Here is a 12,035-nt window from a genome sequence, read left to right on the forward strand (position 1 = left end):
GTCGACCGGCGTGCCTGCTGGAGTACCCGCTCAGCCGGCGCGCGACACCCGCGGCCTAGTCGTCCGCGATCAGGGCTTCGAGGGCCGGCAGCGCCGCCAGCAGCGCCTCCCGGTGGTCGGGCGACAGGCGGTCGAGCCGCCGGTTCAGCTCCTGCACCCGCGTCGACCGGACGCCGGACACGAGCCGCTCGCCCTCTTCGGTCGCCTTCGCCAGCCACGCCCGACGGTCGACCGGGTCGGACTCGCGGCTCACGTAGCCGGCCTCGACCAGGGACGCGATGATCCGCGACATCGTCGCCGCGGCCACGCCCTCCTTGGCCGCGAGGTCGCCGAGCCGCAGCTGGCCCGCGTGCACCAGCGTCGCCAGCGCCGAGATGGCGCCGTGGCCGGGCCCCGGCACCCCGGCCTGCCGCAGTGACCTGGAGAGCCTGCCCACGGCGAGGTACAACCTGCCCGAGACGTCCTGGACCGATGTGCTCGTCACGGCTGGCTCCTTCTGCCATCACCCCGCCGCGGGTGCGCCGGAAAGTGCCGTCCACCTTACGGGTTCGGGGTCACGGTCAGCGTTAAGCCACCACGGTTCACCGTGGCGGGCTCGAAGCCTGCGCCCAGAAGCGCTGCGGCACGCGCCCGGCCTCGCGGGCCAGGTGACCGGCGACGACGGCGGACCGCATCGCCGCGGCCATCCGCTCGGGATCGGCCGCCCGGGTGACGGCCGTCGACAGCAGGACGGCGTCGCAGCCGAGCTCCATCGCCAATGTCGCGTCCGAGGCCGTGCCGATTCCGGCGTCCAGGATGACCGGGACGCCCGCCCGCGAAACGATGAGCTCGATGTTGTGCGGATTCCGGATGCCGAGGCCGGTGCCGATCGGCGCGCCCAGCGGCATCACCGCCGCGCAGCCGGCCTCCTCCAGGCGCAGCGCGAGCACCGGGTCGTCGTTCGTGTAGACGAACACGGTGAACCCGTCGGCGGCCAGCCGTTCGGCGGCGTCGAGGGTCTCGATCGGGTCCGGCAGCAGCGTCCGGTCGTCGGCGTGCACCTCGAGCTTGACGAGGTCGGTCCCGAGGGCCTCGCGCGCGAGCTGCGCGGTGAGCACGGCTTCGGCGGCCGTCCGGCAGCCCGCGGTGTTCGGCAGCAGCTCGATGCCGAGCCGGTTCAGGAGTTCGAGGACGCCGGAGCCGCCCTCGGCGTCGGCGCGGCGCATGGCGACGGTGGTCAGCTCGGTGCCGGACGCGACCAGTGCCCGTTCGAGCACCGCGAGGTTGGCCGCGCCGCCGGTGCCGATGATCAGCCGGGACGTCAGTTTGGTCGTGCCGATGACCAGTGGTTCTTCGTCCATTTCAGCCTCCCTGGACCGCGGTGAGCACGTCGAGGACCGCCCCCTTGGGGACGGCGGTGGTGGCCCAGTCGGCGCGCCGGACGACGACGCCGTCGACCGCGACGGCGATGCCCGGCCGCTGCCCGCCCGACGCGTCGAGGACGTCGGCGACGGTGGCGCCGTCCGGGAACGCCGTCCACTCGCCGTTGAGCTTGATCTCCATCACACGTGCTCCTTCTGGTGCAGGCGGGCGGGCGAGGCCGCTTCGACGCCTTCGGGCGGCTCGTCCCCCTCGAGCCACGCGACCACGGCGTCCGCGGTCACCGGGGCCATCAGCAGGCCGTTGCGGTGGTGCCCGGTTGCGGCGAAGACGCCGTCGTCCAAGGCGCCGAGGTACGGCAGCGCGTCCCGGCTGCCGGCCCGCAGGCCGGCGGCGGTCTCGGTCAGCTCGTACTCGGTGATCGCGGGGAAGACGCGTTCGGCGCCTTCGAGCAGCTCGCGCACGCCGCGGGCGGTGACGGCCTGGTCGAAACCGGCCTCGTACTGGGTGGCGCCGAGGACGAGCTCCTGGTCGCCGCGCGGGACGAGGTAGATCGGGCGGCCTTCGACGACGGCCCGGACGGTGCGCGCAGGCGGCGGCAGGCAACCGCGGCGGGGCTTGAGCCGGAGGATTTCGCCCTTCAGGGGACGGATGGCGTCGGCGAGCAGCGGGTGCAGCCGCCCGGTCCAGGCGCCCGCGGCGAGCACGACGGCTTCGGCGTCCGGGAGTTCGCCGACGCGCTCGCGGACGAACCGGACGTTGTGCTTCCGGCAGGCGTTGTACAGGGCGTCGAGCAGTTTCCGGTTGTCCACGGCCAGGTCACCGGGCACGTGCAGTCCACTTCGGACGGACCCGGTGCCGGGTTCGAGCCGTTTGACCTCCCGGCCGGTGAGCCGCTCGGCCGCGCGGCCGAGCGAGTGCAGGTGGCCGGCCAGGATGTCCAGGTAGCCGGCGTCGGCGCTGTCGAAGGCGACGACGAGCGTCCCGTGCCCGGCCAGGCCCGGGTCGGCGCCCTCTTTTTGCAGGTCACGCGCGAAGCCGGGCCAGCGCTTCAGCGACTCTTCGCCGAGGCGGAGGACGTCCTCCTCGCCCGGCCAGGCCTCGGTGACCGGGGCGAGCATGCCGCCGGCCAGCCAGGACGCGCCGCCGCGGGCCGGTTCGGGGTCGTAGAGGGTGACGCGGTGGTTTTTCGCGGCCGCCCGCCACGCGGCGGACAGGCCGATCACGCCGCCGCCCACCACTGCCAGGTTCGTCATGGAATCACGCTCCCTGCGCCGGCATGACCCGGATCAGGTTCCACGGTCGGAGCGGCAGCTCCCTCTCAGCCCGTGCCTCGGGCTCCCGTGCGGACACCTCCACCCTAACGCGACGGGTACGGTCGCCGCTATGCCCGCCCTTTCCGGTGACAAGATCCGCGCCCGCCTCGACGCGGCGCGCCTGTACCTGTGCACGGACGCCCGCACGGACCGCGGCGACCTGGCCGCCTTCGCCGACGCGGCCCTCGCCGGTGGCGTCGACATCATCCAGCTGCGGGACAAGACCGGCGCCCTGGAGGCGGCCGGCGAGATCGCCGCGCTGGAGGTGCTGGCGGAGGCGTGCGCCCGCCACGGCGCGCTGCTGTCGGTGAACGACCGCGCCGACGTGGCGCTGGCGGTGGATGCCGATGTGCTGCACCTGGGCCAGGACGACATCCCGGTGCCGCTGGCCCGCCGCATCCTGGGCGACGACGTCGTGATCGGCCGGTCGACGCACTCGCTCGACCAGGCTCTCTCGGCCGCCGCGGAGCCCGGGGTGGATTACTTCTGCACGGGCCCCTGCTGGCCGACGCCGACCAAGCCGGGTCGCCCCGCGCCCGGCCTGGACCTGGTGCGCGGGACGGCGGCCTGGACCCCGGACCGGCCGTGGTTCGCCATCGGCGGCATCGACGGTCCGCGGCTCGGCGAGGTCCTCGACGCGGGAGCGTCCCGGATCGTGGTGGTCCGGGCGATCACCGAGGCCGAGGACCCCGAGGCGGCCGCCCGCGCACTGCGGGCCCGCCTGCCCTGAGTCACGGGGTCGGCGTCGCCGCGGCGCCCTTGCTGGTCGGCGGGGTCGCCGTGGTGGCCGGGGCCGAGGTCGACGGCTGCTCGGTCGTCGTGCCCGGGGTGGTCGTCGGGGTCTCGGACGACGTCGTCGGCGGGGTCGTCGTGTCCGTCGGGCTCGTGGTCGTCTCCGTCGGGGACACCTGGGTGTCGTTCGCCGAGGTCGGCGGGGTCGTCGACGGCGTCTGGCCCGTGCGGCCCGAGCCGCCGGTGAAGATCTTGCCGATGCTCGAGCCCGTTCCGCCGCCGATCTGGGTGCCCGTCGCCGACTCGAAGCCGACGATCGACAGGATCGCCACCGCGAACGCCGCCACGCTCGTGCCGATGATCAACGGCCAGCGCAGTTTCCGCAGCCGCGCGGACAGCCGGGACGGCTCTTCCTCCGGCGGTTTCAGCTGGACCGTCGGCTGCTCGGTGATGTCGACCGCGGGGCCGCCGCGCCGCCGGATTCCCGACGTCGCCAGCTGACGCGCCCTGAGCGCCGCCTCGCGGGTGCGCTGCAGCGAGCGCAGGTACAGCTCGCTGCCGACCGTCGACACCACGCTCGCCACGCCGGCGCCGACCACCGTGCCCGCCACGCCCAGCGTCGAGCCGAGCAGTGCCGCGGTCACCGCCGCGAGCGCCGCCGCCAGGACCTGCGCGATCCGCAGGCCCGACTTTTCTTCCTTCTCCTCCGAAGCCGCTACGTTCTCCTTGGTCATGATCCCGATCTGAGTAGTCCGTGTTCTCCCCTGTCCAACGTCTAAGGCGCGTGAGGAACTCCCCTCGTTGCCACAGCGTGAGGAGGACCACTCCGTCTGTCCATAATAGACACTCCAGACCGAACGTTTTCTTGACATACTCGGCACATGGAACTGGTGACGATCTCTGACATCGAGGCCGCCGCGAAGCGCGTCGCCGATGTCGCCGTGCGCACGCCCCTACTGCTCCAGACCTGGGATCCCCGCGGAACCCTGTGGCTCAAACCCGAAAACCTGCAACCGGTCGGGGCGTTCAAGGTGCGTGGCGCGTTCAACGCCATCGCCGCTCTCGACGACGCGGCGCGCGCCCGCGGCGTCATCGCGTACTCGAGTGGCAACCACGCGCAGGCAGTCGCGTACGCCGCGCAGCGGTACGGCGTGCCCGCGGTGATCGTCGTGCCGGACGTCGCGCCGCGGATCAAGGTCGAGGCCACCCGCTCCTACGGCGCCGAGGTCATCGAGGTGCCGATCGGCGAACACGAGGGGAAAGCGCGTGAACTGGCCGTCGAACGCGGGCTGACCCTCGTTCCACCCTTCGACCACGCGGCCATCATCGCCGGGCAGGGCACCGCCGGGCTGGAGATCGCCGAAGACCTGCCGGACGTCGAGGTCGTGCTCGTCCCGATCAGCGGTGGCGGGCTGGCGGCCGGGGTCGGCACCGCGATCAAGGCGAGGTGCCCGCGGGCGCGCGTGATCGGCGTCGAGCCCGCGCTGGCCGCGGACGTCGCCGACAGCCTCCGGCGGGACGAGCTGGTCCGGTGGCCACAGGCCGACCGCGCCCGCACGATCGCCGACGGCCTGCGCTCGCAACCGTCGGAACTGACCTTCGCCCATTTGCGCGAGGTCGTCGACCAGATGGTCACGGTCACCGAGGACGAGATCCGCGACGCCGTGCGCGTCCTCGCCCGCAAGGCCCGGCTGGTGGCCGAGCCGAGCGGCGCGGTGACAACGGCGGCGTACTTGTTCCACGCCGAGGAGCTCCCGGCCGGGAAGACGGTCGTGCTCGTCTCGGGCGGCAACGCCGACCCGGCGCTGTTCGCCGAGATCCTCGCGGGTTAGGAGCCGGCGACCGGGGTCCCGCCGCCGCGGATGTGCGTCGGCGGGCCTTCGACACCGCAGTGGTAGCACTCACCCAGGTGGGGGCACTCGTCGTCGGGCTTGGCCTCCGACGACGACGACGGCGGCGCGAGGACGCCGTTGTGGATGCCCAGCGCGATCAGGCCGCCGGCGATCGCCAGTGCCGCGCAGATGATCAGCGCCGTCCGCCAGCCCGCGGTCAGCGCGACCGGATCGGCGTACGCCTCGCCGGTCAGCCCGGCCGCCGCCGGCAGCACCGCGACCGCCAGCAGGCCGCCCGAGCGGGCGATGGCGTTGTTGACCCCGGACGCGACACCCGCGTAGCGGTCCGGGGCCGCGGCCAGCACGGTCGCGGTCACCGGGGCCACGACCGTCGCCAGGCCGAGCCCGAACACGACCACCGCGGGCAGCACCGTGCCGAGGTAGGACGCGCCGGGCGCGATGCGCAGCATCAGCAGCATCCCGATGCCGACGACGATCGGCCCGACCACCAGCTGGGCCCGTGGGCCGATGCGCTGCGCGAGCGCGCCGGAGCGGCCCGAGAGCAGCAGCATGATCACCGTCAGCGGCAGCCCGGCCAGCCCGGACGCCGTCGGCGAGTAGCCGAGCGAGACCTGCAGCTGCATGACCAGCAGCATCATCACGCCGCCGAGGGCCGCGTAGACGACGAAGGTCAGCGCGTTCGAGAGCGTGAACGTGCGGTCGCCGAACAGCGACGGCGGTACGAGCGGCTCCGCCGAGCGGTGCTGGACGACGACGAACGCGGCCAGCCCGGCGATCCCCAGCAGGCCCGCGCCCAGTACCAGCGGGTCGCCGATGCCGCGCGCGGGCGCCTCGACCAGCGCGCCGGTGACTCCGGCCAGGCCGAGCGCGCCGAGGGCGGCGGCACCGAAGTCCGGGTGCCCGGTGGCCTCGGGGTCCCGGGATTCGGGGACGAACCGGCGGGCCATGAGCACCACCACGACCGCGATCGGCACGTTGATCAGGAACGCCAGCCGCCACGACCACACCTGCACGAGGAAGCCGCCGAGCAGCGGCCCGGCGGCGGCCGCGATGCCGCCGAGGCCGGACCAGGCGCCGATCGCGCGGGCGCGGGCGTCGTGCGCGAAGGACGCCTGGAGGATCGCGAGCGACCCCGGCGTCAGGAGCGCGCCGCCGATGCCCTGCAGGATCCGCATCGCGACGAGCACCTCGGTGGACGTCGCGGCGGCGCACAGCCCGGACGCGACCCCGAACCAGACCACGCCGACGAGGTACATCCGGCGCCGGCCGTACCGGTCGCCGAGCGAACCGGCGACCAGGATCAGCGCGGCGAGCGCCAGCAGGTAGCCGTCGAGGATCCACTGGAGCCCCGCGACCGAGGCGTTCAGCTCGGTGCCGATGCGGGGCAGGGCGACGTTGACGATGGTGCCGTCGAGCATCGCCATGCCCGAGCCGAGGATGGTGGTGGCGAGGACCCCGCGCGCCGCGCCCGTCCCCCAGCGGATCCCGGTGTCTTCGGTGGCAGTCACCCGGTCACCTTCACGTGACCGGGGACCCCCGTCAACCGCGCGCCTACGGCAGCAGCGTCGTCACGAACTTGTAGCGGTCGCCGCGGTAGACCGAGCGGGCGAACTCGACCGGCTTGCCGTCCGTGGCGAACGAGTGGCGGGTCAGCATCAGCACCGGCATGCCGACGTCCGCGCCGAGCATCTCCGCTTCCTGCGGTCCCGCCAGCGACGTCTCGATCGTTTCTTCCGCGCGTTCGAGTTCGACGCCGTAGTGCTCGCGTAGAACGGCGTACAACGAACCGCCGGCCGAGACGTGCTTGCGCAGCCCGCGGAACCGGCCGAGCGGCAGGTGCGTCGTCTCGAGCGCCATCGGCTGCGAGTCCGCCAGTCGAAGTCGTCGAAGGCGAAGGATTTTCGCGCCGGTCCGGATTCCGAGCAGCTTCGCGAGGTCGCCCTCGACCGGCATTTCCTCGACTTCCAACAGTTTCGACGACGGCTTCAGGCCCTGCTTGCGCATGTCCTCGGTGTAGGAGGACAGCTGCAGCCGCTGCGCGAGCTTCGGCTCGGCCGCGAAAGTGCCTTTGCCCTGCACCCGGTGCAGGCGACCTTCGGCGGTCAGGTCGGCCAGCGCCTGGCGCACGGTGGTGCGGGAGACCGTGAACTCCCCGGCGAGCGCGCGTTCGGTCGGGATCGGCGACCCCGGCGGCAGCACGTCCAGCAGGTCGAGGAGGTGCTGTTTCAGCGCCCAGTACTTGGGCTCGCGCTGCCCGCGCATCCCGGCGACGGCGCCCGCCTCGCCCGTGGTGGTGGTCTCCAACATGCCCGGCTCCCTATGTCTTCCCTCATCGCACGCCACGTCCCCGTAAGAAACGTACCCTTTTCCCCAAACGCGCCGCCCCTATAACATTGGTCTAGACCTGACCGACGCCGCCTGAGTCCGGTACATAATGCCGGAGGTGGAGAGGAAAATGATGACCGAACAACGGCCCGGCGCGCACATGGCCGCGGAGATCGCCCAGCAGCCGGACGTCCTGGCCGGACTGGTGGCGCGTCAGGCGGAAATCGCCGAAGTGGCGGAAAAGATCTCACAACGGCCTCCGCGGTTCGCTTTGCTCGCCGCGCGTGGATCGAGCGACCACGCAGCGTTGTATGCGAAGTACCTGATCGAGGTACTGCTCGGCCTTCCGGCCGGTCTGGTTTCCCCGTCCACGGCGACGCTGTACGGCGCCCGGCCCGATCTGCGGGACGTGCTGTTCGTCACGGTGAGCCAGAGCGGCGGCTCGCCCGACCTGATCGAGGTCACCGAAACGGCGCGGCGCCAGGGCGCCCTGACGGTGTCGGTCACCAACACGCCGGACTCGCCGCTGCGGGCGGCGTCCGAGCTCGGCGTCGACATCGGCGCGGGCGTCGAGAAGGCCGTCGCGGCCACCAAGACGTACTCCGCGACGCTGATGGCGCTGTACCTGCTGATCGACGCGGTGCGCGGCGGCAAGGCGGCCGACGCCGAGAAGATCGGCGAGCTGGCGCAGCAGACCCTCGACGGCGCCGCCGAGGGCGTGCAGCGCGCGGTCGACCGGTACCGCTTCGTGGACCGGATCCTCACCACCGGCCGCGGCTACTCCTACGCCAGCGCGCTCGAGGGTTCGCTCAAGCTCGCCGAGACCAGCTACCTCGCCGCCCGCGCGTACAGCGGCGCGGACCTGCTGCACGGCCCGGTGGCGGCGGTGGACGGCGAGACCGCCGTGCTCGCCGTGACCAGCAACGGCCAGGGCGGCCAGGCGATGCACGAGGTTCTCGAGGCCGTCGGCAAGCGCGGCGCGGACGTCCTGGCGGTCGGCTCGGCCGCCGCGGAGATGCCCGCGGCGCTGCGCATCGACGTCGCGCCGACGGTCGAGGAGCTCGCGCCGATCCTGGAGATCCTGCCGATCCAGCGGATCGCGCTCGGCCTGTCGCTGGCCCGCGGCGGCGACCCGGACAGCCCGCGTGGCCTGCTGAAGGTGACCAAGACGAGGTGAGCCTCGCGATCGGCGTCGACGCCGGCGGAACGTCGACCAGGGCCGCACTGGTCGACGCCGCCGGCGCGGTGCTGGGCACCGGGCGCGGCGAAGGAGCCAACCCGAACGCGCACGCGCCCGAGGTCGCCGCGGGCCGGATCGCCGGCGCGATCACCGCGGCACTGGGCGCCCACGACCCCGCCGCCGTGCGCGCGTGCGTCGTCGGCATGGCCGGGGTCAGCAAGCTGAGCGACCCGAGCGTGGCGGCGGTCTTCGACGCGGCGTGGACACGAATCGGTCTCACGTGTGCCGTCCGGACGGTCGCCGACGCCGAAGTGGCGTACGCGTCGGCGACCTCGGCGCCGGACGGGACGGTCGTCGTCGCCGGCACCGGCTCGATCGTGGGCCGCATCCGCGAGCGGCGTCTCGCGGGCACGACCGGCGGCTACGGCTGGCTGCTCGGCGACGAAGGGTCGGCGTTCTGGCTCGGCCGCGAAGCCGTCCGCTCCACTTTGGAGGCACTGGGCCGCGGGCGGCCGCTCGACGGGCTCCCGTCGGCGGTGCTCGGCGCCGCACTCGGACTGTCCGCTTTGGACGTCCGCGACGACGCCGGCCGGCTGGCCGCGTCCCGGGCGTTGATCACCGCGGCCAACGCGGAGGCGCCGGTCCGGCTCGCCCGGTTCGCCCCGTTGGTGAGCGCGGCGCACGACGCGGGTGAGCCGGCGGCCCGGGAGATCGTCGCCCGCGCGGCCGGGCATCTCGCCGAAAACGCCCTCGCGGCGCGCGAGCCCGGCGAGTCGACCCCCGTCGTGCTCGTCGGCTCGGTGCTCACCGGCGCCAGCCCGGTCGGCGAGCTCGTCCGCCGCCGGCTGGGCGAGCTCGAGGTGCTGACCAGCTCCGATGGGGTGCTCGGGGCGGCGTGGCTGGCCGCCGTGGACGCCTTCGGCGAGGGGACGCCGCGCCCCCGGGCGTAAGGATCTCGAGCAAAACGCGGCGCAAAGACGCGAAACCGTCGACTGAACCCGGGTAGTCCGGGTACCGTAGGCAGTGGCCCCCGGACCCTCCCCCCTCGCCGGGGGCCGCCTTATGCCCCGGGTACGTCGTCCGAGCGGGTTTCCGGAGCCAGGCGCAGGCCGGGGTGTTCCGGCGGCAACGCCCGGTAGAGCACCCAGCCACTGACCGCGACGGTCAGCGCGACGAGCGGCCAGGAGAGCACCGTGCGGGCCACGCCGAGGGCGAGCACCTGCCCGGCCCACCACAGCAGGCCGTAGACGACCACCCGCAGCGTGTACTGGAGCACCCACACCCAGCTGGCGCGAGAGTAGGCCCTGAGCAGCACGGCGTCGCGGCGCCAGCGCGTCTTCTGGCCCAGCAGCAGGCCGACGACGACGCCGAGCAGCGGCCAGCGCACGACGATGCTGGCCGCCCAGAGCAGGGCGCTGGCCACATTGGACATCAGCTGCAGGAGGAAGAAGTCCTGGGCACGGCCGGTGTGCAGGGCGATCAGCGCGGCCGCGACGACGGCGGCGAGGCTGACGACGAGCGCGCGCACCTTGCCGCCACGGGCGATCCGGTAGACCCCGACGGCGACGGCGACCACGACGGCGGCCCCGGCCCCCCAGGCGACGGACTGACCGGCCGCGAGCCACCCGGCGACGAAGCCGACGGGCGGGATGCTGGCGTCGAGCGCACCCCGGCGGCCACCGAGGATCTGCGTGAGCGGCTCACGGGGTTCTCCGGACACGTCTCCAGCCTGCCGGATCGCGTCCGGGAGGCCCCGGGGAGGGAGACTTTCGCCACACCAGGTGCCGGGTTTGGCTCCGAGTGTGCGGTTTCACGGCATGCCGAAGGTGAAGACTGAGTAATAGAGAGGCGCAAAAGGCCGACAAGATAAGACACTGTTACCGCAGGCTGAACGCCCGGGGGTGGAGCGGGTTTGCGGCCGATGGTTAGTTGAGGTGTACAACTACATGTCGGGGTGTGTCGGACGCAGGGATGGGAAGGGGACCCAACGTGTACGGATTCGACAGCTACGTAGCCCTCGGTGACAGCTTCACCGAGGGGCTCAACGACGACCTGCCGGACGGATCCTTCAGGGGGTGGGCCGACCGGCTGGCGGAGGTCCTGGCGGCCGGCCGCAGCGACTTCCGCTACGCCAACCTGGCCCTGCGGGGCAAGATGCTCGACGAGATCCTCGACGAGCAGCTGCCGATCGCCCTGGAACTGAAGCCGGACCTGGTGACGCTCTGCGCGGGCGGCAACGACATCATCGTCCCGGGGGCGGACGTGGACGCGGTCACCGAGCGCCTGGAGGAGGGCGTGGCGAAGCTGCGCGAGGCGGGCATCCCGGTGCTGATGTTCAACGGCCCGGACACGAAGGTCCTGTCGGTGATGTCGGTCCTGCGCGGCAAGGTGGCGATCTACAACACGAACCTCTGGGCGATCGCCGAACGCCACGGCGCCCGAATGGTCGACTTGTGGACAATGGCCCCCCTCCACGACCGCCGAGCGTGGAGCGACGACCGGTTGCACTTTTCCCCGGAGGCCCACCGCCGCATCGCCCTGAAGGCGGCGGAGGTGCTGGGGATCCCGGTGGAGTCGGACTGGCGCGAGCCGTGGCCGCTGATGGAGACACCGAACCGGTGGATCGACTCGCGGCGATCGGATCTGACGTGGACGAAGGTCCACCTGCTGCCGTGGATCCGACGGCAACTGCGGGGCGAGTCGATGGGGGATGGGCTGTCGCCGAAGCGGCCTCAGCTGGCGCCGCTGGTGCCGTTGGATGTGCTCGAGGTGCCGGAGAGTGTTCGGCGGCAGCAGGCTAGTTGATCTTGGGGGCTTGGGCGCGGTTGAGGGGTTGGGTGTGCTGATGGTCGGCTCTGGGGTGGGTTGCGCTTTGTGATGGCGGGGCTCTGTTCGGTTTCCGGGTTGCGCTTGGGTTGGCCGTGCGCCGGGTTGGGGGACCGAGGTTTTGCAAGAGGCTGGGTCGGCCGGGGGCGCCGGTGCTGAGTCCGCGGCTTGAGGTAGCGGTGGCTCGGCTGGTCGAGGTCGAGGCGGTCGAGGAGCGCTGATTAGCGCCCGCCGCCCCGGCTCATCGGTGCGCATGGCGGCACCGCGCCAGACTTCCGGGCTCGGCGAAGTCGGCCGCGCGCCGGCTCGGGGACCGAGGTTCCGCGAGGAGCCGGGTCGGTCGGGGGCGCCGGCGCCAAGTCCGCGGCTCGAGGTACCGGCAGCTCGGCTGATCGAGGTCGAGGTGGCCTAGGTGCGCTGACCAGCGCCCGCCGCCGCGCCCAG

Annotated in this window: 13 protein-coding genes and 1 riboswitch; of the genes, 5 read left to right on the forward strand and 8 right to left on the reverse strand. The window is 72.9% G+C overall.

Annotated features, from left to right (window positions below; all coding sequences use genetic code 11):
• Positions 1-55: 55 nt before the first annotated feature.
• The 4 genes from CCN39_RS27910 to thiO all read right to left on the reverse strand — a co-directional run bounded on the left by CCN39_RS27910 (position 56) and on the right by thiO (position 2,615).
• Positions 56-484 carry a MarR family winged helix-turn-helix transcriptional regulator gene (locus tag CCN39_RS27910; RefSeq protein ID WP_086846856.1) on the reverse strand — a complete coding sequence of 143 codons (429 nt, stop codon included), beginning with the start codon at positions 482-484 and terminating at the stop codon, positions 56-58.
• A gap of 97 nt (positions 485-581) precedes the next feature.
• Entirely contained in the window at positions 582-1,340 is a 759-nt protein-coding gene (locus CCN39_RS27915; RefSeq protein ID WP_086846858.1) for a thiazole synthase, read from the reverse strand.
• Position 1,341: 1 nt separating this feature from the next.
• On the reverse strand, positions 1,342-1,542 hold the full coding sequence (gene thiS / locus CCN39_RS27920; protein ID WP_086846860.1) for a sulfur carrier protein ThiS: 201 nt from the start codon (positions 1,540-1,542) through the stop codon (positions 1,342-1,344).
• Complete coding sequence (gene thiO, locus CCN39_RS27925) at positions 1,542-2,615, reverse strand: glycine oxidase ThiO (RefSeq protein ID WP_086846862.1); 1,074 nt, start codon at positions 2,613-2,615, stop codon at positions 1,542-1,544. The genes thiS and thiO overlap by 1 nt, the downstream gene beginning before the upstream one ends.
• Positions 2,609-2,714: riboswitch (TPP riboswitch) on the reverse strand. It overlaps the preceding gene by 7 nt.
• Positions 2,715-2,745: 31 nt before the next feature.
• On the opposite strand from thiO, the gene thiE reads away from it, so the two are divergent.
• A complete protein-coding gene (gene thiE / locus CCN39_RS27930) occupies positions 2,746-3,405 on the forward strand; it encodes a thiamine phosphate synthase (RefSeq protein ID WP_086846863.1) in 660 nt (219 codons plus the stop codon).
• A 1-nt stretch (position 3,406) separates the two neighbouring features.
• Here thiE and CCN39_RS27935 read toward each other — a convergent pair whose 3' ends face one another.
• Entirely contained in the window at positions 3,407-4,141 is a 735-nt protein-coding gene (locus CCN39_RS27935; protein ID WP_086846865.1) for a hypothetical protein, read from the reverse strand.
• Between the two features lie 147 nt (positions 4,142-4,288).
• On the opposite strand from CCN39_RS27935, the gene CCN39_RS27940 reads away from it, so the two are divergent.
• Entirely contained in the window at positions 4,289-5,239 is a 951-nt protein-coding gene (locus CCN39_RS27940) for a threonine ammonia-lyase (RefSeq protein WP_086846867.1), read from the forward strand.
• On the opposite strand, the gene CCN39_RS27945 is transcribed toward CCN39_RS27940, so the two are convergent.
• Both CCN39_RS27945 and CCN39_RS27950 read right to left on the reverse strand, forming a co-directional pair.
• A complete protein-coding gene (locus CCN39_RS27945) occupies positions 5,236-6,768 on the reverse strand; it encodes an MFS transporter (RefSeq protein WP_086846869.1) in 1,533 nt (510 codons plus the stop codon). The genes CCN39_RS27940 and CCN39_RS27945 overlap by 4 nt on opposite strands.
• Before the next feature lie 43 nt (positions 6,769-6,811).
• Entirely contained in the window at positions 6,812-7,567 is a 756-nt protein-coding gene (locus CCN39_RS27950; protein ID WP_086846871.1) for a GntR family transcriptional regulator, read from the reverse strand.
• Positions 7,568-7,715: 148 nt separating this feature from the next.
• Between CCN39_RS27950 and CCN39_RS27955 the strand changes: the two genes are divergently transcribed.
• Together CCN39_RS27955 and CCN39_RS27960 are read left to right on the forward strand one after the other, a co-directional pair.
• Positions 7,716-8,762, forward strand: a complete 1,047-nt coding sequence (locus tag CCN39_RS27955) for an SIS domain-containing protein (protein WP_086846873.1) — start codon at positions 7,716-7,718, stop codon at positions 8,760-8,762.
• Entirely contained in the window at positions 8,759-9,715 is a 957-nt protein-coding gene (locus CCN39_RS27960) for an N-acetylglucosamine kinase (protein WP_086846875.1), read from the forward strand. Before CCN39_RS27955 ends, CCN39_RS27960 begins: the two co-directional genes overlap by 4 nt.
• Before the next feature lie 110 nt (positions 9,716-9,825).
• Here the strand turns inward: CCN39_RS27960 and CCN39_RS27965 are convergent, their stop codons facing one another.
• Positions 9,826-10,485, reverse strand: coding sequence for a DUF3159 domain-containing protein (locus tag CCN39_RS27965; RefSeq protein WP_086846877.1), 660 nt, complete (start codon positions 10,483-10,485; stop codon positions 9,826-9,828).
• Positions 10,486-10,754: 269 nt separating this feature from the next.
• On the opposite strand from CCN39_RS27965, the gene CCN39_RS27970 reads away from it, so the two are divergent.
• A complete protein-coding gene (locus CCN39_RS27970) occupies positions 10,755-11,570 on the forward strand; it encodes an SGNH/GDSL hydrolase family protein (RefSeq protein WP_086846879.1) in 816 nt (271 codons plus the stop codon).
• The last annotated feature ends 465 nt before the right edge of the window (positions 11,571-12,035 follow it).

It is taken from the genome of Amycolatopsis kentuckyensis, assembly GCF_002155975.1.
GTDB classification, from domain to species: domain Bacteria; phylum Actinomycetota; class Actinomycetes; order Mycobacteriales; family Pseudonocardiaceae; genus Amycolatopsis; species Amycolatopsis kentuckyensis.